The following is a 25,009-nucleotide window of genomic DNA, read 5'->3' as shown; positions in this document are numbered from 1 at the left end:
GGCATGCGAGGGTGCATGGCCCGGGCCAACGCCGTTCTACCGGATTAACTGTGCTCGTGACGCTTTGAAAACAGCTTCCAACGGACATTGTTGCCTTGAAAAGGCGGTGTGATTCTACGGCAAAAAAAGCCCGAAGGTAAGGCGGCGAAGATGACTTTAACGAGTGACCCTGGTTAGACAAAGGGCTAACATGGGCCCGTGTTCCACCGCCAAGCCGTTGTTTTTCATGTCCAACAAGTCCATCAAGACCCCTTGCGTCGGCCTGTGCTCCACCGTCTACGGAGACACGGTATGCCGTGGCTGCAAGCGTTTTCACCACGAAGTGATCAACTGGAACGGCTACGACGACGATCAGAAGCGCGCCGTGTGGCTGCGTCTGGAGCAGTTGCTGGTGCAAGTGATGATGGCCAAGCTGGAAGTCTTCGACAAAAGCCTGCTGCGCCTGCAATTGGAGCAGCGTTCCATCCGCTTTGTGGAACAACAGTCGGAGTACTGCTGGGCCTACCAGTTGATCGCCCGTGGGGCACGGATGATCCGCGATCTGGAGGCTTACGGCATGGTCTTGCTGCCCGAGTTTCGTGGCTGGGAGCTGCCGCAATTGCGTGATGCGATCGACCGGGAGTTCTTTTTGCTGTCCGAGGCGCATTACCAGCGCTATATCGCCCCAAGCTTCTTGCGCGATGCCCTGGAGAATGGGCAGGGTTGATATTTCACTGGCCTCTTCGCGGGCAAGCCCGCTCCCACAGTTAATACGCAGCCCTCAAGACGTGCGGTAATCCTGTGGGAGCGGGCTTGCCCGCGAAGAGGCCGGTGAAGCTACCGGATTAGTCCCCGGTATACTCACACCCGCTGGTGCAGGTTTCATGAATGCGCACCTTGGACAGCTCTGGCAGCAGCGGCTTGACCTGCTCCCAGATCCACTTGGCGATCACTTCGCTGGTGGGGTTTTCAAGCCCTGGAATGTCATTGAGGTAGTTGTGGTCCAACTGCTCGTAGATCGGCTTGAAGATCGCCTTGATTTCGGAAAAGTCGCGAATCCACCCGGTGTGCGGATCAAGTGGGCCGGTCAGGTGCAGGCCGACCTTGAACGAATGGCCATGCAGGCGACCGCATTTGTGCCCGGCTGGGACGTGGGGCAGGCGGTGGGCCGATTCGAATGTGAACTCTTTGAAAATTTCCACGCTGTCAGAACTCTGTATGAATCAATAATGCGCGCAGTTTATCATGGCGCCAGCTGTTTTCAGGTTGAATTAAGGACCGCTGGGTAATCTTAACCCCGTAGACAACTTGAACATTTCTCAGGAGAGAAGACACGATGAAAACCTTGACTGCCCTGTTCACCGCTGCCGCCCTTGCCCTGGGCGCCAATGCCGCTTTCGCCAAGGACGTTCAGCCCGACGAAGTGGTCAAACTGGTCAACGCCAAAACCATCAAGTCGCTGGATGAGCTCAAAGCCACCGCCGTGGCCAAGCACCCAGGTGCCACCGTGACCGATTCGGAGCTCGAAGACGAATACGGCCGCTACATCTACAAGGTCGAGCTGCGCGATGCGCAGAACGTCGAGTGGGACGTCGACCTGGATGCCAAGACCGGTGAAGTACTCAAGGACGCGCGAGACAGCTGATGATCCACTTACCGCGGCCGGCACGATATTTGGCGCTTTCGCTGCTGGCCGTCTGTTCCCTGGCGGCTGCCCGTGACCTCGATCAGGATGAAGCCCTGGCATTGCGCCAGAAAGGCGTCATCCTGCCGCTCGAACAGCTGCTGGAAACCGCCCTGGGGCGTTACCCCGGGGCGCGTTTGCTGGAAGCCGAGCTGGAACAAGACGACGATCGCTACGAATATGAAGTCGAGTTGCTGACCGCCGAAGGGGTGGTACGTGAAATCAAGCTCGACGCCAGTACCGGTGCCCTGCTCAAAGACGAGGAAGACGACTGAATGCGCCTGTTGCTTGTCGAGGACAATGTGCCGCTGGCCGATGAACTGATCGCCGGTCTGCAGCGCCAGGGCTATGCCGTGGACTGGCTGGCCGATGGCCGCGATGCGGTGTACCAGGGCCAGAGCGAACCCTACGACCTGATTATCCTGGACCTCGGCCTGCCAGGTTTGCCGGGGTTGGACGTGCTGGCCCAGTGGCGCACAGGCGGCCTGGCCACGCCGGTGCTGGTGCTGACGGCGCGCGGTTCCTGGGCCGAACGCATCGAGGGCCTGAAGGCCGGCGCCGACGATTACCTGAGCAAACCCTTCCACCCGGAAGAGCTGCAGTTGCGCATCCAGGCCTTGCTGCGCCGTGCGCGCGGCCTGGCCAATCAACCCACTCTGGAAGCTGCCGGCCTGCACCTGGATGAAAGCCGCCAATGCGTGCGCCGCGATGGGGTCGATATCCAGCTGACCGCTGCCGAGTTTCGGTTGTTGCGTTATTTCATGTTGCATCCCCAGCAGATCCTCTCCAAAAGCCACCTGGCCGAACACCTCTACGATGGCGAGACCGAGCGGGATTCCAATGTCCTTGAAGTGCACGTCAATCACCTGCGCCGCAAGTTGGGCCGCAGTGTGATCGAGACCCGCCGGGGGCAGGGCTACCTGTACGCCGGGAGCGTCGAGTGAAGTCGATCCAGGCGCGTTTGAGCCTGGGCCTGGTGGCGGTGCTGGTGGTGGTCGGCGTGGTGCTTGCGCAACTCACCTTGTGGTTGTTCGAGGCCGGCCTGCAGCGCTACCTGGAAAACGGCTTGCGCAAGGAAAGCGAGAACCTGCTGGTGGCCCTGGTGCGCGGCCCTTCCGGGTTGCAGCTGGACGAGCGACGCATTTCCGCTGCCTACCAGCGGCCGTTTTCCGGTTATTACTTTCGCATCGATTTTGACCAAGGTACCTGGCGCTCACGTTCGCTGTGGGACCTGGACATGCCCAAGCCGGCTGCGCCTGGGCTGTCTGATAGCCACGAACTAGGCCCTGAGGGGCAGCAACTGCTGGCGCTGCGTGCCGACTATCGACGCTTGGGGCAGGACATCTCGATCAGCGTGGCGCAGGATTACTCACCCGTACGCGAAGGCTTCCGGCGCATGCAGCAGATCGGCCTGGGCATGGGGCTGGTGGCGTTGATACTGGTGCTGGTGCTCCAGCGCATCACGGTGAAGCGCTCGTTGCGCCCGCTGGAGCGTGCCCGTCAGCAGATTGCCCAGTTGCAACAGGGCCAGCGCTCGCAGCTGGACGCCGAAGTCCCTGTAGAGCTGGCGCCGCTGGTGGGGCAGATCAACCATTTGCTGAGCCACACCGAAGACAGCCTGCGCCGCTCGCGCAATGCCCTGGGCAACCTTGGCCATGCGCTGAAGACGCCGTTGGCGGTATTGCTGAGCCTGGCGTCCAGCGAGCGTTTGAAAGGCCTGCCCGACGTGCGCGAGCAAATGCGCGCACAGCTTGAGCAGATTCAGCAGCGCCTGGCGCGCGAACTCAATCGGGCTCGCCTGGCCGGTGACGCTTTGCCCGGTGCCCAGTTCGACTGCGACGCCGAATTGCCAGGACTTTTGGGCACGTTGGGGATGATCCATGGCGAAGGCCTGTTGCTGGCGCGGGACGTGCCGCCTGGGCTGCTGCTGCCGTGGGACCGCGAAGACGTGCTGGAGTTGCTGGGCAATTTGCTGGACAACGCCTGTAAATGGGCCGACAGCGAAGTGCGCCTTGGGATTGCGCCGAGCGACGCGGGTTATCAGTTGTGGGTTGACGACGACGGCCCCGGCATTCCTGAAAGCCAGCGCCTGCAGGTGTTGGAGCGGGGGTCGCGGCTGGATGAGCAGGTCGATGGGCATGGCCTGGGGCTGGGCATCGTGCGCGATATCGTCGAGGCCTGGGGCGGGCGGCTGACACTGCTTCAGAGCCCATTGGGCGGGTTGCGGGTCAGCATCGACTTGCCGCGCAGGGCTAGATAATGCCGGGGCCGCTTTGCGCCCCTTTCGCGGTGCAAGGCCGCCCCCACAAAATTGCCGTGAGTCATAGAGCGACGCGCAGTGGCCCCATGACCAGATCACCACTGCAAAAAAATTGCAGTACAGCGGCATTTTTTTGAATTGGCCCTCGCCAACCCGGCCCGGCACAATCCCCTCACGAAACTTCCCAGTTTCCATCTCTCCACGGACGGAGCCCCTTGCGTTATTGCTTTGGCAATACAGGGCCCAGGCCAGCTCGGCTGGGCTTTCTTTTTAAACAGTAAAACCACGATTTCGATTATTCACATGCCTGCCTCGCGTTCCGAAAGTCGTCTGCAGCGGCTGTTGCCCGCACCCCTGAATATTCCCCCCAAAGAATGGCTGCGTGCTGGAGCGGGTGCCTTGCTCGGCCTGTTCCTGGCCGGCTGGCTCACCAGCATGGCCTACGGCCCTGGCATCGCCTTGCATCTTCTGGGCCCCTTGGCTGCCTCGGCAGTGCTGGTGTTTGCCGTGCATTCGGGGCCTTTGGCCCAGCCTTGGCCCGTGCTGGGCAGTTACGCCGTGGCGGGTGCCGTCGGCCTGGCCATGCGTCAGGGCTTCGGGCCTGAGCTGTGGGTGGCTGCTGCGGCCCTGGCGATCTCGGTGCTGGTGATGTGCCTGCTGCGCTGCCTGCACCCGCCAGGCGGTGGTGTAGCGGTGAGCGCGGTGCTGGCCGACTCGGGGCTGACGGCGCTGGGTGATCATTTGCTGGAGCCGGTGCTGCTCAATGCGTTGATCCTGGTGGCGGTGGCGGTGATCTACAACCGCCTGACCGGCGTGCGCTACCCCAAGGGCGTTGCCCCACGCAAAGAGTTGCATCACACCCATGACCCGCTGCCCAGCGAGCGTGTCGGGGTCAGCGGCGCCGACCTGGACCAGGCGCTTGAAGAATTGGGCGAGTTCGTCGATGTCACCCGCGACGAACTGGAACGCATCATCCTTGCCACCGAACAGCATGCCCTGAAACGCAGCCTTGGCGGTATCACCGCGGCATCCGTGATGTCCCGCGATGTGCAGTTCGCGTCACCGGACACCACCCTGGAGCAGGCGTGGAAAATGCTGGCCAGCCATCACCTGAAAACCCTGCCGGTGCTGCAAAACGGCAAGCTGGTGGGCATCGTCAGCCTCAGCGACTTGGTCGGGCCGGCCATGCAGCGGGGGCAGTTCCGTTGGCGCGGCCTGTTGCGGCGCAAGGCGGTGCGCATGGAGCAGGTGATGAGCCGACGGGTGATCAGTGTCGGCAGTCAGCACCCGCTGGAGCGCCTGTTGCCACTGCTGTGTGAACAAGGGCTGCACTGCCTGCCGGTACTCGACAGTGGCAAGCTGGTCGGGGTGATCACCCAGACCGATCTGATCGCTGGGCTCAAGCGCCAGTTGCTCAGTGCCGCTGGCAACGCCTCAGATAACCGGGTCCCAGCGCTGTGACCAATCGCTGGCGCCGGCGGCCACCAGCCGGCGCAGTATCGCGAACGCCTGTTGCAGCGCTTCGCTGTCGCGCTTGCGTGGGTACACCAGGAACGTCGGGTAGGTGAATTCCGGCGCCTGGGGCACCCGCTCGAAGACACCGTTGTCCAGGTAGGCCTGCACCACGCGGGTGCGGAAGTAGCCACTGCCGCCTTGGTCGAGGATGAACTGCAGGGCGAGCGGGCCGAGGTTGAAACTCAGTGCCGGGCGTGCGCAGTCGGGCAGGGCGGCGTCGTGCTGGCGGCGGAATGCCTCTCCCCAGTCGATGTAGATGTACGGATCTGGTTGGTCGACCCGGCGCACCCGGATGAGCTTCTCCTCCATCAACTGCTCAACCTGCAAGCCTGGGCCGTAGGTCGGCTGATAGACCAGCGCAGCGTCCAGCAGGCCCATTTCGACCTTGCGCAGCAGCGATTCGCCATCGCTCACCTCGCTGCGGATGGCATGGCTGGGCAGCTCCCGGTGCAGCGCACTGACCCAGTCGAGCATCATCGGGTTACCCAGGCTCACTTCGCCGCCAACATGCAGCACTTGCTGGCAACCTTCGGGCAGCGGCAGGTCGCGGCGTGCCGCTTCCCAGGTCTGCACCAGCTGGTTGGCATAACTGACGAAGGCCTCGCCATCGCTGGTCAAGCTGGCGCCGTTGCGGCTGCGCACGAACAGCTGACAGCCCAGTTGCTGTTCCAGGCGCTGCACCCGTGCTGTGATCGCAGTCTGTGACACGAACAGGCGTTCGGCGGCGGCGACCAGGCTGCCGCAGCGCACGATTTCCAGAAAGGTACGGGCCTGATCGATATCCATGGGCTGCTCTGTGGCTGAAGGGGAGGCCTATTCTAGAGAATTTGCACTGTTATGGGGCGTATTCGCGTTGTCTGCAAATTTGCAGGTCGGTTGTGACTTTAGTCCCATGGCGGGCCCGGCGTGGCGGTCCATACTCAAGTTTCGCCCTTCAATAACAACAAGTACCGGGTTCTCTTCGACATGACTTATCAGCACAGCTACGCCCATTCCATCGCCGACCCTGCCGCTTTCTGGGCCGAACAGGCCGCGCACCTGGCCTGGCATCGCAAACCTTCCCTGACCCTGCAGGAAAACCCTGACGGCACCCACCGCTGGTTTGCCGACGGCCGCCTGAACAGCTGCCACCTGGCCCTCGACCACCAGATCGAGCAGGGCCGTGGCGAGCAGTTGGCGCTGATCTATGACTCGCCTGTGACCGGTCAGCAACAGACGTACACCTACCGCCAGTTGCGCGATGAGGTGGCACGCCTAGCGGGCCTGCTGCGGCAGTTGGGGGTGAGCAAAGGGGACGGGGTGATCATCTACATGCCCATGGTGCCTCAGGCCGCCATGGCCATGCTGGCGTGCGCGCGGATTGGCGCGGTGCATTCGGTGGTGTTTGGCGGTTTTGCCGCCAACGAGCTGGCCTTGCGCATCGATGATGCCCGGCCCACGTTGCTGCTTACTGCCTCCTGTGGCTTGGAATTCGACCGGGTGATCGAATACAAGCCGTTGGTCGATCGCGCCCTGCAACTGGCCCGTCACCAGCCCCGCAATGTGCTGGTACTGCAACGGCCCCAGGCCCGCGCCCAACTGCAGCCAGGCCGTGACCTGGACTGGCTGCAGGCGCTGGCAACGGCCGAGCCGGTCGCCCCTGTCGAGCTGGATGCCGGTGACCCGCTGTACATCATGTACACCTCCGGCACCACCGGAAAGCCCAAGGGCATTGTGCGTGAAAACGGCGGCAACGCGGTCGCCCTGTGCTATGCCATGCGCCACATCTATGGCATGCAGGCAGGCGATGTGTGGTGGGGTATTTCCGACGTGGGCTGGGTGGTCGGCCATTCGCTGATCGTCTACGGGCCGTTGATGAGTGGCTGCACCACCGTGTTTTACGAAGGCAAGCCGATACGCACCCCAGACGCCTCCGCCTACTGGCGCGTGGTCGAGCAGTACAAGGTTAACGCGTTGTTCTGCGCGCCGACCGCCATGCGTGCGATCCGCAAGGAAGACCCGGACGGTGAGCGGATCAAAGGGCACGACCTGAGCTCGCTGCGTCAGGTGTTCCTGGCCGGGGAAAAACTCGATTCGAGTACCCATGAATGGCTGGAGCGGGTCAGCGGCAAGCCGGTGCACGATCATTGGTGGCAGACCGAGACCGGCTGGCCGGTCACTGCGCCCTGCGTCGGGCTGGAGGGTAGCGCGGCGCGACCGGGTTCAAGCAACCGTGCAGTGCCGGGGTACAACGTGCGTGTGCTGGACGATGATGGCCATTTGCTGGGGCCGAACCACCAGGGTTCGATTGTGATCGCGCTGCCGTTGCCGCCTGGTTGCAGCCAGACGCTGTGGGGGGATCACGAGCGCTACCTGCAGGCGTACCTGCGCACCTACCCCGGCTATTACCACACCGGCGATGGTGGCTACCTGGACGATGACGGCTTCGTCTACATCATGGGGCGCACGGATGATGTGATCAACGTTTCCGGGCATCGCCTGTCCACCGGTGAGATGGAAGACCTGGTGGCGCGTCACCGGGCGGTGGCCGAGTGCGCGGTCATCGGCGTGCATGACGATATCAAGGGCCAGGTACCGCTGGCACTGGTGGTGCTCAAGGATGGCGAGGGCATTGCCGAATCGCAGCTGCTGGTGGACCTGGTGGGCAGTGTGCGCGAGGAAATCGGCGCGCTGGCGTGTTTCAACCGGGTGCGGTTGGTCAAGCGGTTGCCCAAGACCCGGTCGGGGAAAATTCTGCGGGCGGTGCTGCGCAAGATTGCCGATGGGCAGGATTATGTGCCGCCGTCGACCTTGGATGATCCGGCGGTGCTGGGGGAGATCGAGGCGGTGTTGGCGGACCTGCCACGGGCGGGCTGATTGGGTGGCATTGATGGCCCTTTCGCGGGGCATGCCCGCTCCGACAGGAATCCCTCGGTTTTCAGGTTCTGTGGGAGCGGGCTTGCCCCGCGAATGCGCCAGTTCAGCCAATAATGTACTCAGGCCCCACCTGATGCAACTGCCCCAACCGGCTGCGGGTGCGCATCAGGTCGGCAATCGCCCCGCCCAGGCTCTCGTCCAGCGGCCGTCGCCCGATCACTGTCACCTGTTTGTCCTGGTCATACAGCACATCCACCAGGTTCACGAACCGCTGTTGCGCCGCCAGCGAACATTCCGACAAGTCGTCCAGCCCATCGATGATCCACGCATCGTACTGCGCCGCCAGCGCCAGGTAATCAATCACAGCGGTTGGCTGCTCGCACAGGTCATCGAAGGCGAACATTAACTGCCGGCCCTCATGGGCCAGTGCGCGCAGGCTGCGTTTATTGATGTCCAGGGTGGTCGGCTGCGCACTCGGTACATTCAGCGCCTGTCGTTGCTGGGCAGTGCCGGGCCACACATAGTGCCCCTGGGTGAACCGCTGGTGCTCGCGGTTGGCCGGCAGGCTGCGAAAGTCAGTGTCGCCGCCAACTTCCAGTACTTGCATCCGCCCCTTGATCAGGCGGATCACTGGCAGAAAACGTTCGTGGTACAGCGGGTTGGGCAGCAGCCCTTCAGGTGCGTAGTTCGACGTCACCAACAGGAATACCCCACGCTCGAACAGCGCGGTGAACAGCCGGGTGAGCAGCATGGCATCACCAATGTCATGCACATGGAATTCGTCGAAACACAGTACCCGGCACTGGCCCAGCAACTCGTCCAGGGTTGCCCCCAGCGCGTCGTCCAGCGCCCGGTGGCGGTGCATGCCCTGGTGCAGGCGGGCAAAGAAATCATGGAAGTGCAGGCGCCGCTTGGCCTCTACCGGTACGGCCTGGAAAAAACCGTCGAGCAGCCAGCTTTTGCCACGACCGACTGAGCCGTACAGGTACAGGCTGCGCGGTTGCCCCTGATCAAGCTGCGCCAATTGCTCGGCCATGCACTGGATGACCCGGCGCTGGCCGTCACTGAGCTGATAGCCACGGCTGCTGGCCTTGTCTTCGAACCAGGCCAGCAATTCGCTCTCGGGGGCAGTGCTTGCGCGCAGGCGCTGGCCGAGCTGACGCAGCGGGGTAGGGATCCAGGCAGGCAAATCGATAGCTCCTTGGTCGATGGCGGTGCAGGGCGCAGCTTGCGCGAGGGGCGCCATTTTGACCAATAGAGAAAGCAGGGGGCAATGATCGCCTGACGAGATAGGTCGGCTGGCATTCAGCCTTTACGTTCCGGTTGGCGCTGCGGCCTTGCCCGGGGGAAGGGACTAACTTGCTGTTTTAAAGCATTTTTTTTACATCGGGGGGTTCACAGACGCAAATAATGTTGTTAAAGTGCCGCGCATTCCAAGACAACAACCCAGTTGTCACACAGTTGGAATTGTCAGAGCAGCATTAGCTGCATCCGATACAGGGGCGTCGCCAAGCGGTAAGGCAGCAGGTTTTGATCCTGCCATGCGTTGGTTCGAATCCAGCCGCCCCTGCCATTTTCTGAATCAAACACTTATTTCTACTCGGTGCTTAGCAAGATAAGCGCTGAGTTTTGTCGTTTCTGCCGTTTGTAACCCCGTCGCCGGCAAGCCGGCGAGGGGAACTACACCTGGGCGCCCAACAAGTCACCCAGCACCCGCGCCAGTTCATCAGCCTGCACCGGCTTCTGAATCACCAGGCTACCCGGCAACTCCAGCCCTTCCAGTTCTGCGTAACCCGTCAGAAATACCACCGGCAACCGCGGGTGCCGCTCGCGAGCGGCCAAGGCCAATTGCGCGCCGTTGAATTCGGGCATGGCGAAGTCGGTCAGCAGCAGGTCAATGCCGTCGTCGAGTAACGCCAGGGCCTGCTCGCCACTGTGCGCCTGGCGTACCTGATAGCCATACTGGCGCAGCACATCGCCGAGCATGTCGCGAACCAGATGGTCGTCATCTACCAGCAGCACCGTGTGGTTGTGGCCATTGTCGCCGATCGGCTGGCCAGCCACGTGCGCCACCGGCTCGCTCTGCTCGTCACCCTTTACCGCGGGCAGGTACACCGCCACCTGGGTGCCGCGCCCAGGCTCGGTATCGATACGCACGCCGCCGCCCGACTGCTTGGCAAAGCCAAACACCTGGGCCAGGCCAAGCCCCGAGCCCTTGCCGATGTCCTTGGTGGTGAAAAACGGCTCGAACACTTTGGCCAACACGTCTTCGCTCATGCCGCAGCCGGTATCGCGGATGCTCAGCATCACGTACTCGCCAGGGTCAGGGTCTTCCGGGCGCTGCGGGCGGGCCTCGATGTGGGTGTTGCGGGTGTAGAGGGTCAGTTGGCCACCGTCCGGCATGGCATCGCGGGCATTGATCGCCAGGTTGAGGATGATCATCTCGGTCTGGGTCGGATCGGTCAGTGCCTGCCACAGGTGCTGGTCCAGGTCCAGGCGCACCGAAACGTTACCGCCAAGGGTGCGGCGCAGCAGCTCCTCAAGGCCGGCCAGGGTCCGGTTCAGGTTCAGTGGCACCGGTTCCAGGCGTTGGCGGCGGGAGAACGCCAATAGCTGCGAAGTCAGCTTGGCACCGCGTTCGCCGGCTTCGCGGATGTGCGTGAGGCGCGTGAGCGCTTTGTCCAGGTCGGCCTTGTTGAGGTCGCGTTCAAGGAAGCTGGCACCGGTCAGGATGACCGTCAGCAGGTTGTTGAAGTCGTGAGCCACACCAGCGGTCAGCTGGCCGACCGCTTCCAGGCGCTGCATCTGTTGCAGCGCCGCCTCGATACGTTCGCGTTCGGTGATTTGCTCACGCAGGCGGGTGTTGGCCTCGGCCAGCCCCAGCGCGGCCTCACGCTCGCTGGTGATGTCGCGGGCCACCACATACAACAGGGTGTCCTCCGGTACCACCACCCAGGACAGCCAGCGCTGTTGACCGCCGGCATGCAGGATGCGCCCGACAAAGCGCGCGCTGGTACGGCCATGGGCGAGGGCGGCCAGTTCGGTGAGCAACAGCGCCTGATCAGGCTCGGGTAGCAGGTGCAGCAGCGAGGTCTGGCTCAGCCGCTCGCGAGAAAAGCCCAGGCTGGCTTCCCAGGCCGGGTTGAGCGCAACCGGGGTCAGGTCTTTGTTCAGCACCGCCAGCAAGTCCTGTGACAGCTCCCAGGCGCGGTCGCGTTCTCGGGTACGGCGCTCGACCCGTTCACCGAGCATCTCGTTGAGTTGCTTGAGGGCCTGGGTCGCCTGGCGCTGGGCATGAATGTCCTGCAGTACGCCGGAAAAGCGCACGCATTGGCCATCGACGAACTGGCTCTGGCCGCTGCTGAGCAGCCAGCGGGGCTCCAGGCCGTTGGGTTGCGCGATACGGAACTCGACCCGGTAGTGGCCGTCGCTCTCGGGGCGCATGGCATGCTGCACGGCGTCGTGGACCATGGCCAGGTCTTCGGGGTAGATGCCGGCAAAGAACACGTCCAGGGTCATCTCGGTGCTGGTGGGCAGCCCGAACAAGGTCTTGCAGCGGTCGTCCCACAGCAGCAGACCTTCCTGTGGGCGCAGGTCCCAGGTGCCCATGCCGGCGGCGTCGATGGCGATGCGGGCGCGCGCTTCCACATCTGCCAGCGCTTCTTCGGCGCGACGCCTGCGCTGGCGTTCCTGCACTTCGGTCAGCGCCCGGCGCACGGCCTTGGGCAGCAGTGGCAGGTTTTTCTTCAGTACATAATCGGTGGCACCCAGGCGGATCATCTCCACTGCGTGCTCTTCGCCGTAGATACCGGAAAGGAAGATGAACGGGGTGTCCGGCGCCAGGCGCTGGGCAATGGCCAGCACGTCGGTACCGGACGAGCCGGGCAGCACGCAGTCGCAAAGGATCAGGTCGTAGTGAGCCTCACGCAGGGCGTGTTCGACACCGACATGGTCGAACACCAGGTGCGACTGGACGTGCAGCCCACTGCGCTCCAGGCGCAGCAAGGTCAGCTCGGCGTCCATCGAGCTGTCTTCGACCATCAGCAGTTTCAGCGGCGTTGGCAGCATCTTGGCGGTGGCCCTCAGTTGCTGCCGCGACGGGTCAGACGCAGCGAGCCGGGTGGCGGTTCGTTGAGCACGGCCCAGAATACCCCCAGGTCGGAGATGGCGGCGACGAATTCCTTGAATTCCACGGGTTTGACCACGTAGGCATTAACCCCCAGTTCGTAGGCGCGCAGCAGGTCGGGCTCCTCCCGCGACGACGTCAGCATCACCGTCGGGATGCTGCGCAGGTCAGGGGTGGCGCGTACTGCCTTGAGTACTTCCAGGCCATCGACCTTGGGCAATTTCAAGTCCAGCAACAGCACCGCGGGGTTGCCACCGTCGCGTTCGGCATAGGCATTGCGGCGCAACAGATAGTCCAGTGCATCGGCGCCGTCACGCAGCACGATGACTTCGTTGGCCAACTGGCTGCGCTCCAGAGCCAGCAGCGTCAGCTCCAGGTCCCGGGGGTTGTCTTCTACCAGCAGGATGGGTTTGAGCATGATGGTACAGGGGCCTCATGTAGTCGCGGCGGGGCGCGGGAGGGTGAAATGAAAACTGGCGCCCTGGTCGATCTGGCCTTCGGCCCAGACGCGGCCGTCATGGCGCTCTATGATACGCCGCACGCTTGCCAGGCCGATCCCGGTGCCTTCGAAATCTTCCATGCGGTGCAGGCGCTGGAACACGCCGAACAGCTTGTTGGCGTAGGCCATGTCGAACCCCACGCCGTTGTCGCGGATGCACACCTCGACTTCGCCCTGGTGTTCCTGGGCGCGGATCGCGATGCGTGCGGGGTCGCGGCCGCGGGTGTACTTGATGGCATTGCTGATCAGGTTTTGCAGTGCCAGGTTGAGGAATGCAGGGTCGGCCATCACCTTGGGCAAAGGGGCGATGTCCCAGACGATGTCGCGGCCCTGGTAGTCCGGTGCCAGCTCGGTGCGAATGGCGTCGACCAAGGCATTGAGGTCGACATCCGACAGGCGCAGGGCCGAGCGGCCCATTTGCGAGAAGTTCAACAGGTTGTCTACCAGGCTGCCGGCAAAATGCGCGGCTTCGCCAATATGCTGCAAAAAGCGCCGACCGCGCTCGCTCAAGCCTTGGCCCTCGATCTCGCCAAGCAGCTCGGTGTAACCGGCGATATGCCGCAAGGGCGCACGCAGGTCGTGGGACACACTGTAGGAGAAAGCCTCCAGTTCCTTGTTCGAGCGGCGCAGTTCGCCGGCCAGTTGCGCCAGCTCCTCGGCCTTGCGCAGGACGATGCCGAGCACGGCAGCGCGCAGCTCCAGCACGCCTTCAACGATCAACGGGTCCCACGGCTGGCAAAAACCGCGCACCTCCTCCTGCCAGCGCTCGAAGCTGTGCCGCGGGTCCAGCTGGCCCTGTGGGCCGACCTGTTTGCTCGGCTGCCCAGCCCAGTTCACGGTGCGCACGTGTTCTGGGCGGAACCACAGCAGGTAGTGCGAATGAATTTGTGAGATAGCCACCGCCAGCACACCACCCACATGGGCTGCCAGTTCGGGCAGCTCGTCGATGTCGCGGCGTACGTTGTCGCTGTGGAACACCGTGTCTTCACCGCGCCGGGCCAGCCAATGGACCAGCGCCGTGACTTGCGCTTGCGGTGGTGTCTTGCCGATCAGGTCGCAGCGGTCGGCAGAGATTACCGCGGCGCCGCTGGCGCCGGCGAACTGCAGCAGGACGTCGGGCAGGTCGAGCAGGCCGTCACTGACGCTGTCGCGGTCGGCCATCGACGAGATCAATCGCACGATGTGCTGGCGCAGGTCGAGCAATGTGCGCGTGCTGGCGTGGGACTCACGCGATTCGATCTGCAGCGACAACACGCTGGCCAGCAGTTCGCAGGCGGTGCGGGTGCGCAGGTCCACCGGGCGCGGTTGAGCGTGGTGGCAGGACACCAGCCCCCACAACTGCCCGTCGACCACAATCGACAGCGACATTGACGCCAGGGTGCCCATGTTGCGCATGTATTGCAGGTGCACCGGCGACACGCTGCGCAGTGCAGCGAAGCTCATGTCCAGCGCCTTGCGGGTGCGAGGGTTGGTGGCGGGCAGCAGCTTGGAGGGCTGGTAGTTGGCGTCTTCGATCACGCGGATACGGTTGACCCGATACAGCTCGCGTGCCTGGCGCGGGATGTCCGAGGCGGGGAAGCACAGGCCCAGGTAGCTGGGGTAGCTTGGGTCGGCCACTTCGGCCAGCACTTGACCATTACCTTCGCTATCGAAGCGGTACGCCTTGACCCGGCCGAACCCGGTAATGCGCTTGAGTTGTTCCACCGACTGCTGCAGCAGCTCCTCAAGGCTGGCAGCCAGGTGCAGGCTGCCGACAAAGCTGCGCACCAGCGGGTAGTAGTCGCCTTGTTCCGCAAGGTCCGCAGGCACGCGCACGGGCTCGAACTCGATGATCAGCACCTGGTCGTGACGGTGGGCGAGCACCCGCAGCCTGTCACTGCAGGGGGCGCCATGGCGCAGGTGCACGTCGCCGATATGAAAAGGAAAGCCCTCGTCGTCAGGCAGGCGCGCAAGGTGCGCGCGCATGTCGAAGGTGTCGCTGACCAGGCCGGCAAATGGGCAGCCCAGCAGTTCTTTGGCTGGCAGGCCCAGCCAGTGCTCGGCGTTTTCGCTGGCCTGGAGGATATGCAGGTCCGTTTCATCCAGCACCAGCAGAAACCCGTGGGGCTGAATGCTGCCAGGCACCTGGATCGGCTCCTGGGCACAGCGCTCTAAGGCCTCGGCGAGTGGCTTGTCTGCAGTCATCAATGAAAACGCTCCTGTCCTGCCTGTCCATGTGTGCCGCTTGTGTCTGGTGCAGGACGATGGTTGGCCTGCACCGTACCAGAATGTCGGCTGATTTGCCGGCTCATGGCCATTTGAGGCACTGTGTGACGAGGGGTTCGCTGACGTTGAAGATTTTTTCCTGGCAACTGTCGGCGTGGCTTGAAGTACGCGCTATCGCTTTATTGCTAATACAAAAAAATGGCTTGAGGCCATCACTGTTATTCCACCTCGCTGCTACGCTCAGGTCAGCACACAGCGACAAGGATTATCAAGTGACGGAACGCTTTTTGGCCGCGTTGTTGGGCCTGTTGTTTAGCGGCAGTGCCGTAGCCACGGACTTTCTCGTTGAAGTGCGGGTGCTGGTGCAGTGCGGCTGCCTGCTGGTCAACCAAACGCCGGATGCCGGGGCACAAGCGCTGGGTCGGATCGACCTGGGCAGTGCTGCGCGGCTGGATGGCCCAGGCGCGCCTTTGAGCGGTGCACTGTTCAGCCAGCGGCCGCCACGCCTGGAATGCAACCCCGACACGCCTTATCAGGTGCGGGTCGATGGCGGCCAGCACGGCGGCGCAGGTGAACTGCGATTTTTGGCCAGCGAAGACGCCACAGCCCGGCCCATTCCTTACCGCTTGTACCGTGACGCCGCCTGGCGCGAACCGCTGGCGGTCGATGTTGCGCACTCGGCGCGGGTGCCGAGCAGCGGTTCCATCGAACTCCCGTTGTACGCCCGTATCGACACGATGGCCTGGGTACCTCAGGCAGGCCTGTATGGCGACCTGCTCAAGATCACGGTCACCTGGTAAGGACACCCATGCACAAGGACGCGACGCCATGAACCGCACCTCGATCCTGCTGCTTACGCTCGGCCCGCTGCTGCTGCCCGGGGGGGCGGCCCATGGCACCACCAGCGGGTTCATCCAGGCACGGCTGGTGATCAGTGCGGCCTGCCAGATCAGCAGCGGCACCGATCAGCCCGCGACCCTGGGCAACCCTGGCCTGATGGACTTCGGCGAACGTGGCCCGAGCTGGGATCAGCCGCTGCGCAGCCGGGTCGACGAAGTGGCCGGGGAGGGCAGCTTGCAGATCAGTTGTACGCCCGAGGTCCGGGCCTTCAATGTGCGGATCAACGGTGGCCTGAATGGCGGTGACGGTGTGCGGCGCCTGAGCAACGGCCGCGAACTGATCCCTTATCAACTGGCGGTGGACCCGGGTGGCAACAGCCGCTACGGCATCGGTCAGGCGCGTGCCTTTACCATCAGCAGCACCCAGCAGATTCCGATTCCGATCTACGGCGTGGTAGTGGCGCAACCGCGCGCGCTGCCTGCCGGGCTGTACCGCGACACCCTGAGAGTGACCCTGGACTGGTAACCACGCAAGGAGACTCCGATGCGAACGAACCTCACCCACTGCATCCTCGCCGGCCTGGGCCTGGCCTTGGCCTCCCAGGCCCAGGCGGCCACGGTGACCGGCAACATCACCTCGACGCTGACACTGATCGCGGCCTGCCAGGTCAACGGCAGTTCCGCGAGCTCAGGGTTGAACTTCGGTACCCTCAACTTCGGTACCCAGGATGCCCTGTTCAGTAGCGCCAATGCTCAAGTGCTAGGCGGCACGGGTAGCGCCCTGAGCATCCTGTGCTCGGCGGGCAGCATCCCGGCGATCCGCGTGCGGGCCGGTAGCCACGATGGCCAGTCGAGCGGGGGTACACGCGCACTCGCCGACGGTGCCGGCAACTTCGTACCGTATGACTTCTACACCGATACCGGGCGCACCCAGGTACTGGTCATCGACGCCACCATCACCTTGCCGACCAGCACCGGCGTGGCCCAGAGCGTCAACCTGTACGGTCAGGCACGGGGCAAGGCGGGCCTGCCGGCGGGGGTGTACACCGACACCGTGGCGGTCGAGCTGACGTTCTGAGCCATGCGCGGTTGGCTCGCAGGTGGCCTCACGGGTATCGGTGTGCTGCTGGCTACGCCGCTGGGCGCGGTGCCCACCAGTACCTTCCAGGTGGCTGCGCAGATCGTCGCCGGATGCCTGGTGGTCGGTGGCGTGACCAACTACGGCGTGCTCGACTTTGGCACCCAGTCAGCGCTGGCCAGCGGCACCCTGAGCACCTCGCTAGGGGGCGCCACCGTGACCTTCCAGTGCACCCCGGGCGTGGCGCTGAGCATGAGCCTGGACGGCGGCCAGAACAACGCCAGCGGTGTCCGCAACCTCAAACGTACGGGGAGCACGCACGTGCTGGCCTACCAGTTGTACCGCGATGCGGCCTACAGCCAGGCCTTCGGCATCGGCCAGAGCGTGGCGGTCAGCTACACCGACCCCACGGCCATCAAATTACCGGTGTACGGCCGCGTTCAGTTGACCGGCACACTGCCGGCAGGCACCTACACCGATGTAGTGCAAGTGACGGTGACCTGGTGATACCGCCAGCACCAATGACATCAATCTAAGGAGAGTGGCATGGGGGCAGGCGCGAAGTGGGCGCGTGGATTGATCGGGTTGTTGCTGCTGGCAAGCCTGCCGGCGGGGGCCGCCACCTCGGTGCTGATCTGGCCGATTGACCCAGTACTGGAGGCCGACCAGAAGGCCGGCGCACTGTGGCTGGAAAACCGTGGCAGCGCCCCGGCAAACCTGCAAGTGCGGGTGTTCGCCTGGCGCCAGGGGGATTACCAGGAGCAGTTTCAGCCGCAGCGCGACATCATTGGCAGCCCGCCCGTGGCCAACATCGCCCCTGGGCAAAAGCAGTTGATCCGCCTGACGCGCACCGGCAGCTCGCCCGCCGGCCAAGAACAGGCCTACCGCATCATCATCGACGAAATCCCCCCCGCGATACCGGCAGACAGCGCCAGCCAGGGCGCCACCGCCGCAATCCGCCTGCAGATGCGCTATTCGGTGCCGCTGTTCGTCTACGGCGAAGGGTTGTGGGGCAAGGCTGACCCTGAAGGCAAGCGCAACGCCGAGGGCGTGGGCAAGCCGCAACTGAGCTGGCGCGCGGTGACGGTGCAGGGCAAGCCCTATGTGGAGCTGCGCAACACCGGCCCGGTGCACGCGCGCCTGACCGATATGGTGGTGCAGCAGGGCAGCCAGAGCAAACCGTTGGCCGAAGGCCTGCTGGGCTATGTGCTGCCCGGTGCCAGCATGCGTTGGCCTGCACCGCTGGCGCCGAGCGCCGGCAGTGTGCTGAAGGGGCGGGTCAATGGCCAGAATGCGGCGGATGCCATCCGCCAAGGCCAATGAGTCGGCGGCTGAATGAAGGGCAGGGGCCAGGGAGGACCCGGCAATGGTTGGAAGCCGTGTGTGAAATGGCTGTCGGCGACGACGCGCCGCTGGTGCCTGGGGCTGGCCCTGTTCGGCCCCGGCCTGGTGCTGGCCGACGACTTGCCGCCGCCGCCCACGGAGATGTCCGTCAACGCCGACGCCACGCTGTACCTCGACCTGATGGTGAACCAGATGCCCAAGGCTGAGCTGGTCCCCGTGCAGCAACGGGCCGGGCACCTGTACCTGGGCAGTGATGTGCTGCGCGCTGCAGGTATCAGCCTGCCGGGTGACCCCCAAGGCGAACTGGCCCTGGATGAGGTGCCAGGCCTGCACACCGACTACGACAGCCAGAACCAGCGCTTGTTGCTGCAGGTGCCACCGGCCTGGCTGCCGGGCCAACAGGTCGGCGATCGCAACCTGTACCCTGCCAGCGATGCGCGCAGCAGCTTCGGCGTCTTGTTCAACTACGACCTGTACCTCAACGATACCGATGAGGGAGGCACCTACCTGGCAGCCTGGAACGAACTGCGCCTGTTCGACGGCTGGGGTACGTTCTCCAGCACCGGTCAGTGGCGCCAGTCGTTCAATGGTGCGCAGGCCGACCAGACGCGCCAGGGTTTCCTGCGTTACGACAGCACCTGGCGCTTCACCGATGAACAACGGCTGCTCAGCTATGAAGCCGGTGATTTCGTCACCGGCGCCTTGCCCTGGACCGGCTCGGTGCGGGTCGGCGGCCTGCAACTGTCGCGCGACTTTGCTGCCCGCCCGGACCTGGTCACCTATCCGTTGCCCGCCTTCGCCGGTGAAGCAGCCGTACCCACCTCGCTCGACTTGTTTATCAACGGTTACAAGTCCAGCACCACCGAATTGCAGCCAGGCCCTTACACCCTGACCAACGTGCCGTTCATCAACGGCGCCGGCGAGGCGGTGGTGGTGACCACTGACGCCCTTGGCCGGCAGGTGTCGACTACGCTGCCGTTCTATGTCACCAGCAGCCTGCTGCAAAAAGGCCTGTCGGACTTTTCGGTGGCTGCCGGTAGCCTGCGCCGCGATTATGCGGTGCGCGATTTCAGCTACGGCCCAGGCGTCGCCTCGGGTAGCCTGCGCTACGGCCTCAGCGACAGCTTTACCCTCGAAAGCCACGTCGAAACCGCCGAATCGCTGTTGCTGGGCGGCCTGGGTGGCAACATGCGCGTGGGCAACTTCGGGGTGCTCAATGCGGCCTTGGCGCAGAGCCAGTTCGAGGGCGAGAAGGGCCATCAAGTCGCGCTCGGCTACCAGTACAACAGTCAGCGCATCGGTTTCAGCTACCAGCGCCTGCAGCGCCATGGCGACTATGCCGACCTGTCGCGGGTCGACAGCCCCGACATGCAGTTGAGCCAACGCAGCGAGCAAGTCACCGTCAGCCTCAACCTCAACGAATACGGCAGCCTCGGTGCCGGCTACTTCGATGTACGCGCCGCAGACGATTCGCGCACGCGCCTGATCAACCTGAGCTGGAGCAAATCGCTGTGGGGCAACAGCAGCATCTACCTGTCGGCCAACCGCGAAGTCGGTGACAGCCAGTGGGCCGTGCAGGCGCAACTGGTCATGCCGTTCGACTTCAATGGCACCCTGGCGTTGAGTGCGGAGCGCAGCAAGGAAGGCGAGGACCTGCAGCGGGTCAACTACAGCCGTGCGGTGCCGGTGGGCGGTGGTGTGGGTTACAACCTGGGTTACGCCACCGGTGGCAACCGCGATGCCTATCGTCAGGCCGATGTCACCTGGCGCCTGCAGTCGGTGCAGTTGCAGGCCGGTGTGTATGGCAGCAGTGGCGCGATGACCCGTTGGGCAGACGCCAGCGGCTCGCTGGTGTGGATGGACGCCGGGGTGTTCGCGGCCAACCGCATCGACGACGCCTTCGTGGTGGTCAGTACCAACGGCTATGCCGATGTGCCGGTGCGCTACGAGAACCAGCAGATCGGCCGCACCGACAGCGGCGGCCACCTGCTGGTGCCGTACAGCAGCGGCTACTACCGGGGCAAGTATGAAATCGACCCGATGGACCTGCCGCCCGACATCCTGGCGCCGGAGGTGGAGCAACGCGTGGCGGTGCGCCGGGGCAGCGGCTACCTGCTGGAGTTCCCACTCAAGCGGGTGCTGGCGGCGAGCATCGAACTGGTGGATGGCAACCAGCAGGTGATCAAGCTCGGCAGCCGCGTGACCCATGAGCAAAGCGGCAGCCTGGCGGTCGTCGGCTGGGATGGGCTGGTGTACCTGGAGAACCTGTCGCCGCACAACCGCTTGCAGGTGGAGCTGGAAGGCGGCGGGCATTGCCAGGTCGAATTCGACTTGCCCGAAGGCACGGGCTCGGTCCCCTTGATTGGCCCGTTGGTGTGCCGATGAGGGCCTGGCAGCGAGGGTTGTGGGCGTGCGCGTTGCTGCTGCCGGCAGGTACGGTGTGGGCCAAGTGCACGTCGGTGCCAACCTCGCCCGCGGCGTTTGGCACCATCAGCTCGACCCTGGTGCGCAGCACGGTACAGACCGCCTCCAGCAGCAATTCGGGGTTGCAATGCAACGGCTCGGTGCTCAATGTGCTCGGTACCGGCGATACCTTCAAAGCAACTATTCTGCCGGCCACCGGTGGTTTGGTCGGCCCCACCGGTGACGTCATTCCCTACACGCTGTATGCCGACAGCAGCACCAACTACCCGATTACCCGTGGCGTGGCCTACGACTTCGCCCGTAACGGTATCCTCGACCTGCTGGGGCTGCTCAACGGTACGCCCAAGGCGGTGCCGATTTACATGCGTACGCAAATCAACAGTAACGTCGCGGCGGGGCTTTACGAGGAGACGCTGAGCGTCAGCTGGGCCTGGAACTACTGCGAAGGGATAGGCATTGGCGGTTTGTGCATTGGCAAAGACAACAGCGCCGGCACTCAGCCCCTCACGGTCAGCTTGACGGTAAGCAACGACTGCCAGATCACCACACCCACTATCAGCTTCGGCAGTGCACCGGTGGTGTCCGGATTCGCCACGGTAAACCAGGGGGTGAGCCTTATTTGTACCAAAGGCACCAGCTACACGGTGGGGCTGGATGACGGGCAGAACGTGTCGGGCGGGCGGCGCAGAATGAAGTCCTCAGCCAACAACTACCTGGCCTACGATATCTTCAAGAGCGCCAGTGCGGTGCGCTGGGGCTCGGTCACCGGTGCCCGGCGGTCGAGCAGTGATGCCGATATCAACCCCGGGGCGGGGACCGGCGCGGGCAGCCAGGTGTTCAACTACAACGCCAAGGTCTACACCGACCAGGCCACACCGCCGGCGGCGACCTATACCGACAATGTGACGCTGGATGTGCAGTTCTAGCGTTGTTCTGTGCCGGCCTCTTCGCGGGCAAGCCCGCTCCCACAGGTAAAACACTTGTCTGCCACAGGTGAGCCGCTTGTCTGCCACAGGTGAACCACTTTTCTGCAGCCAGTGGTTCACCTGTGGGAGCGGGCTTGCCCGCGAAGAGGCCTAGAAGATCAACGCAGATCGTCAACCATATTCAGCAACGTCTCCAGCACCGCCCCCGCCAGTGCCTTCGACCGCGCCCCCGACCATCCGGCAACCGGATCAGGCGCATCGTCATGGTCCTTGAACGGCATCTCCAGCGTCAGTGACAGGCAGTCATGGGCCATGCCCACGGCATTGCAGGCCAAGGTCGTGTTCGCCTGCCCTGGTTCATCGCGCGTGTAGCCATGCACCGTCTGGAAGTCCCGCGTTACGCCGCACAGCGTGCTACGGAATTGCGCTTCCAGTTTGGCCAAGCGGGGCGTGTAGCCCGGATTGCCTTCACATGCTGCCGTGAACACATGCGGGATTTCTTCATCCCCATGCACATCGATGAACGCATCCACCCCATGTTGTTTCATCTGCGCCTGGGCAAAGAACACCTCTGGGCTGAATTCGACGCTGGCGTCCTGCCAGGCGCGGTTGAGGTCCTTGCCCTTGAAGTTGGTGCGCAGATGCCCGAGGAAGGCGCCGTCCGGGTTCATGTTGGGTATCAGGTACAGGTCGGCTTTTTCCAGCAGTTGCCGCACCTCCTCTTCGTTGGCTTGCAGGCAGTCGATCACGCCTTCCATGAACCACTCGGCCATGTGTTCGCCCGGATGCTGCTGGGCGATCAGCCATAGTTTGCGCTTGCCGGGTGCGCCATTACCGGCCCGCAGCAAGGGGATGTCGCGCCCCTGCACGCTACGGCCGTTGGCCAGCAGCTCGACACCGGGGATTTGCCTTGCACGCTCGATCAGTTGGTTGTGGCGGGCGCGAGGGTAGGGCTCGAAGTAGGCGAACCAGATCTGATCCTTTTCAGCCTTCACTTCGAATGACAAGGCTTTGCCATCGAACTGGCTGGGTACGCGGAACCAGGTTTGCTGGTCGTAGGAGGCCACGGCGTTGTACCCGGCCCAGGCGTTCTGGTAGGAGGATTCGAAGGCGTTATCCAGGCTGAAGCGATGGGCCTGCCCAGGCGTGAGCCCGCTGACCTTGAAGTGAAACCACTGGAAGTGGCCGCTGTTGGAGTCTGGCCGGATGGCCAGGTGTACCTGGGCAGGGTTGCTGGCATCCAGGACCTGGATGTTGCCGGAATCGAAATCGCAGTCGATCTGCAGGGGGGACAGCGTCACGGTCATCGCCGGGCTCCTTGACGGGCATTGTTGTGGGGTTACTGTACACCGGTTGCGGGCTTGAGTGATGCAGGTGGGCTGTTGCGCCAGGTGTCGAGGGGCTAGCAGTAGGTCGCGAGCTCTTTAGTTTGCATATTAGGTTATTACTAAAATCACTTTTATTTATTGATTGGCAGCCGCTACAGTCGTGGTTTTCCAGGACCTGCGAGGAGCAGTGGATGTCCATTCGATCCCGACTCTTGATCATCGCCGCCAGCACGTTGCTGGCGACCCAGGCATTGGCCGCCGACCGCCTGACCCTGCGCATCGGTGACCAGAAAGGCAACATGCGTGCTCAGCTGGAGGCCGCCGATGCCTTGCGTGACCTGCCATACGACATTCAGTGGGCCGAGTTCCCCGCTGCTGCGCCCTTGGCCGAGGCACTGAATGCCGGGGCGATCGACGCGGGCATCATCGGTGATGCACCGTTGCTGTTTGTGCTCGCCTCGGGGGCGCCGGTCAAGGCCGTTGCCGTCGACAAGTCAGACCCGTACGGCACCGCGCTGCTGGTGAACCCGGACGCCCCGTTCAGCAGTGCCGCCGACCTCAAGGGCAAGCGCATCGCCACGGGGCGAGGGTCGATTGGCCACCACCTGGCGCTCAAGGCGCTGGACCAGGTCGGCCTGACGGAAAAAGACGTCGAGTTCCGCTTCCTTGGCCCGGTCGATGCCAAGATTGCCTTGGCCAATGGCTCGGTGGACGCCTGGTCGACCTGGGAGCCCTACACGGCACTCTCGCAGGTGAGCGGGCAGGGCCGGGTGCTGGTCAATGGGCGTGGCCTGTCCAGCGGCAACAGCTTCCTCGCCGCCACCGACAAAGCGCTGGAGGATGCGCCACGGCGCGCCGCGCTGCAGGACTACCTTGCGCGTCTGGCCAGCGCCCAGGTGTGGGCCTATCAACACCTGGACAGCTATTCGAAAACCCTCGCAGCTATCATCGGCTTCCCTGAAGACGCCGCGCGCCTGCAGTTCGAGCGCCGTCAACTGCGCTGGCAGGCCATCGACGCCAAGACCATCGCCGAGCAACAGGAAACCGCCGACTTCTATCAGGCTCACGGCCTGATGAGCCAACGGCTGGATGTCGCGCCAACCTTCGCCAGCGGCTTCAAGGTGCCTTCTGCCGAGGCGCTGGCTGCTCAACGCTGAGCACCCGCTACTTGAAGAACTGGCTCGGTGTGGTGCCGAACTGGCGCTTGAACATGCTGGCGAAAGCGCTCGGGCTGTCGTAGCCGAGCGTGCCGGCGACATCAATGATGCGCTCGCCCAGGGCGATCCGCTCCAGCGCTTGCATCAGCCGCGCCTGCTGGCGCCATTGGCCGAAGGTCATGCCGGTCTCCTTGCGGAACAGGCGCTGGATGGTCTTCTCGTCCACCCCCAGGTGGATGCCCCAGTCGGCGACGGTCGAGGGGGCGTCGGGCCGTGCTTGCAGGGTCGCGCAGATGGTCTGCAGGCGCTTGTCGCTGGGCTGCGACAACTTCAGCGGCAAGGTCGGCAGCACGCAGATCTCGTCGAGGATCAGGCGCATGATCCTGGCTTCGCGTGAGTCTTCGGCGAACGGCGCGATGAAGCCCACGGACGCCTTGATCAACTCGGTGAGCAAGGGCGAAATACTGATGGCCTTGCTCTGCAGCGGCAGGTTTGCCGCGGCATCCGTGCGCACGAACACGCTGCGCATCTTCACGTCGCCCACACAGCGGATGGCGTGCACCTGGCCGCAAGGCATCCAGATGCCGCGGCTGGGTGGCACCGTCCAGCGCTCGCAGTCGGATTCGACGATCATCAAACCTTTGATGGCATAGATCAGTTGATGCTTGGCATGTGAGTGCGGCGCGATGAACCAGTCTGGCGGGTAGTCGGTCGCACGGCTACCCACCTCCCAGGTCCACTGATCCACCTCCACCAGCATTTCATTCAACGGTTTGACCATCACGACCT

General features: G+C 63.7%; 23 protein-coding genes and 1 tRNA gene. 16 read left to right on the top strand and 8 right to left on the bottom strand.

Going from position 1 to position 25,009, the window contains the following annotated elements; translation table 11 throughout:
* Nucleotides 1-226: 226 nt before the first annotated feature.
* Nucleotides 227-706 carry a DUF1289 domain-containing protein gene (locus ACSSU5_RS01385; protein ID WP_264313896.1) on the top strand — a complete coding sequence of 160 codons (480 nt, stop codon included), beginning with the start codon at nt 227-229 and terminating at the stop codon, nt 704-706.
* Between the two features lie 118 nt (nt 707-824).
* Here the strand turns inward: ACSSU5_RS01385 and queD are convergent, their stop codons facing one another.
* Nucleotides 825-1,181 carry a 6-carboxytetrahydropterin synthase QueD gene (gene queD, locus ACSSU5_RS01380; RefSeq protein ID WP_033699061.1) on the bottom strand — a complete coding sequence of 119 codons (357 nt, stop codon included), beginning with the start codon at nt 1,179-1,181 and terminating at the stop codon, nt 825-827.
* A gap of 134 nt (nt 1,182-1,315) precedes the next feature.
* On the opposite strand from queD, the gene ACSSU5_RS01375 reads away from it, so the two are divergent.
* The 5 genes from ACSSU5_RS01375 to ACSSU5_RS01355 all read left to right on the top strand — a co-directional run bounded on the left by ACSSU5_RS01375 (nt 1,316) and on the right by ACSSU5_RS01355 (nt 5,384).
* Nucleotides 1,316-1,624 (top strand): PepSY domain-containing protein, encoded by a 309-nt coding sequence (locus ACSSU5_RS01375; RefSeq protein WP_264312610.1) that lies wholly within the window; start codon nt 1,316-1,318, stop codon nt 1,622-1,624.
* The gene (locus ACSSU5_RS01370; RefSeq protein WP_264312611.1) at nt 1,624-1,938 is read left to right on the top strand and encodes a PepSY domain-containing protein; all 315 of its coding nucleotides are present in this window, start codon (nt 1,624-1,626) and stop codon (nt 1,936-1,938) included. The genes ACSSU5_RS01375 and ACSSU5_RS01370 overlap by 1 nt, the downstream gene beginning before the upstream one ends.
* Nucleotides 1,939-2,607, top strand: a complete 669-nt coding sequence (locus tag ACSSU5_RS01365; RefSeq protein ID WP_264312612.1) for a response regulator transcription factor — start codon at nt 1,939-1,941, stop codon at nt 2,605-2,607.
* On the top strand, nt 2,604-3,923 hold the full coding sequence (locus ACSSU5_RS01360) for an ATP-binding protein (protein WP_264312613.1): 1,320 nt from the start codon (nt 2,604-2,606) through the stop codon (nt 3,921-3,923). Before ACSSU5_RS01365 ends, ACSSU5_RS01360 begins: the two co-directional genes overlap by 4 nt.
* A 303-nt stretch (nt 3,924-4,226) precedes the next feature.
* Nucleotides 4,227-5,384, top strand: a complete 1,158-nt coding sequence (locus ACSSU5_RS01355; protein ID WP_492560444.1) for an HPP family protein — start codon at nt 4,227-4,229, stop codon at nt 5,382-5,384.
* On the opposite strand, the gene ACSSU5_RS01350 is transcribed toward ACSSU5_RS01355, so the two are convergent.
* Nucleotides 5,358-6,224 carry a LysR family transcriptional regulator gene (locus ACSSU5_RS01350; RefSeq protein WP_264312615.1) on the bottom strand — a complete coding sequence of 289 codons (867 nt, stop codon included), beginning with the start codon at nt 6,222-6,224 and terminating at the stop codon, nt 5,358-5,360. The two genes, ACSSU5_RS01355 and ACSSU5_RS01350, sit on opposite strands and share 27 nt — an antisense overlap.
* 180 nt (nt 6,225-6,404) lie before the next feature.
* On the opposite strand from ACSSU5_RS01350, the gene ACSSU5_RS01345 reads away from it, so the two are divergent.
* Nucleotides 6,405-8,294: a propionyl-CoA synthetase gene (locus tag ACSSU5_RS01345; RefSeq protein WP_492560443.1), complete on the top strand. Its 1,890-nt coding sequence runs from the start codon at nt 6,405-6,407 to the stop codon at nt 8,292-8,294.
* A gap of 103 nt (nt 8,295-8,397) precedes the next feature.
* Here the strand turns inward: ACSSU5_RS01345 and zapE are convergent, their stop codons facing one another.
* Nucleotides 8,398-9,483, bottom strand: a complete 1,086-nt coding sequence (gene zapE, locus ACSSU5_RS01340) for a cell division protein ZapE (protein ID WP_492560442.1) — start codon at nt 9,481-9,483, stop codon at nt 8,398-8,400.
* Between the two features lie 309 nt (nt 9,484-9,792).
* Between zapE and ACSSU5_RS01335 the strand changes: the two genes are divergently transcribed.
* Nucleotides 9,793-9,867, top strand: a tRNA-Gln gene (locus ACSSU5_RS01335).
* Between the two features lie 107 nt (nt 9,868-9,974).
* On the opposite strand, the gene ACSSU5_RS01330 is transcribed toward ACSSU5_RS01335, so the two are convergent.
* The 3 genes from ACSSU5_RS01330 to ACSSU5_RS01320 are packed head-to-tail and all read right to left on the bottom strand — an operon-like array spanning nt 9,975 to nt 15,103.
* A complete protein-coding gene (locus tag ACSSU5_RS01330) occupies nt 9,975-12,362 on the bottom strand; it encodes a hybrid sensor histidine kinase/response regulator (RefSeq protein ID WP_492560441.1) in 2,388 nt (795 codons plus the stop codon).
* Between the two features lie 14 nt (nt 12,363-12,376).
* The gene (locus ACSSU5_RS01325; protein ID WP_264312619.1) at nt 12,377-12,838 is read right to left on the bottom strand and encodes a response regulator; all 462 of its coding nucleotides are present in this window, start codon (nt 12,836-12,838) and stop codon (nt 12,377-12,379) included.
* Nucleotides 12,839-12,853: 15 nt separating this feature from the next.
* Nucleotides 12,854-15,103: an ATP-binding protein gene (locus ACSSU5_RS01320; RefSeq protein WP_492560440.1), complete on the bottom strand. Its 2,250-nt coding sequence runs from the start codon at nt 15,101-15,103 to the stop codon at nt 12,854-12,856.
* 293 nt (nt 15,104-15,396) lie between these two features.
* On the opposite strand from ACSSU5_RS01320, the gene ACSSU5_RS01315 reads away from it, so the two are divergent.
* The 7 genes from ACSSU5_RS01315 (at nt 15,397) to ACSSU5_RS01285 (ending at nt 21,735) form a co-directional block, all read left to right on the top strand.
* Nucleotides 15,397-15,924, top strand: coding sequence for a Csu type fimbrial protein (locus ACSSU5_RS01315; protein ID WP_492560439.1), 528 nt, complete (start codon nt 15,397-15,399; stop codon nt 15,922-15,924).
* Nucleotides 15,925-15,952: 28 nt separating this feature from the next.
* Nucleotides 15,953-16,489, top strand: coding sequence for a Csu type fimbrial protein (locus ACSSU5_RS01310; protein WP_264312622.1), 537 nt, complete (start codon nt 15,953-15,955; stop codon nt 16,487-16,489).
* A gap of 18 nt (nt 16,490-16,507) precedes the next feature.
* Nucleotides 16,508-17,041, top strand: coding sequence for a Csu type fimbrial protein (locus tag ACSSU5_RS01305; RefSeq protein WP_264312623.1), 534 nt, complete (start codon nt 16,508-16,510; stop codon nt 17,039-17,041).
* A 3-nt stretch (nt 17,042-17,044) separates the two neighbouring features.
* Nucleotides 17,045-17,548 (top strand): Csu type fimbrial protein, encoded by a 504-nt coding sequence (locus tag ACSSU5_RS01300; protein ID WP_264312624.1) that lies wholly within the window; start codon nt 17,045-17,047, stop codon nt 17,546-17,548.
* Between the two features lie 39 nt (nt 17,549-17,587).
* Entirely contained in the window at nt 17,588-18,364 is a 777-nt protein-coding gene (locus ACSSU5_RS01295; RefSeq protein ID WP_264312625.1) for a fimbrial biogenesis chaperone, read from the top strand.
* Nucleotides 18,365-18,526: 162 nt separating this feature from the next.
* Nucleotides 18,527-20,770, top strand: a complete 2,244-nt coding sequence (locus ACSSU5_RS01290) for a fimbria/pilus outer membrane usher protein (protein ID WP_492561294.1) — start codon at nt 18,527-18,529, stop codon at nt 20,768-20,770.
* A complete protein-coding gene (locus tag ACSSU5_RS01285; RefSeq protein WP_492560438.1) occupies nt 20,767-21,735 on the top strand; it encodes a Csu type fimbrial protein in 969 nt (322 codons plus the stop codon). Before ACSSU5_RS01290 ends, ACSSU5_RS01285 begins: the two co-directional genes overlap by 4 nt.
* Nucleotides 21,736-21,893: 158 nt before the next feature.
* Here ACSSU5_RS01285 and ACSSU5_RS01280 read toward each other — a convergent pair whose 3' ends face one another.
* Nucleotides 21,894-23,042, bottom strand: coding sequence for a M14 family metallopeptidase (locus ACSSU5_RS01280; protein WP_264312627.1), 1,149 nt, complete (start codon nt 23,040-23,042; stop codon nt 21,894-21,896).
* Between the two features lie 212 nt (nt 23,043-23,254).
* Between ACSSU5_RS01280 and ACSSU5_RS01275 the strand changes: the two genes are divergently transcribed.
* Nucleotides 23,255-24,220 carry an ABC transporter substrate-binding protein gene (locus tag ACSSU5_RS01275; RefSeq protein ID WP_492560437.1) on the top strand — a complete coding sequence of 322 codons (966 nt, stop codon included), beginning with the start codon at nt 23,255-23,257 and terminating at the stop codon, nt 24,218-24,220.
* A 7-nt stretch (nt 24,221-24,227) separates the two neighbouring features.
* Here the strand turns inward: ACSSU5_RS01275 and ACSSU5_RS01270 are convergent, their stop codons facing one another.
* A complete protein-coding gene (locus tag ACSSU5_RS01270; RefSeq protein WP_492560436.1) occupies nt 24,228-25,001 on the bottom strand; it encodes an AraC family transcriptional regulator in 774 nt (257 codons plus the stop codon).
* Nucleotides 25,002-25,009 lie beyond the last annotated feature (8 nt).

The sequence above is a fragment of the Pseudomonas sp. E1MeOHC2 genome (assembly GCF_058745025.1).
Note: the sequence above shows the minus strand (reverse complement) of the source record. Positions and strands in the feature narration are given on the sequence as shown.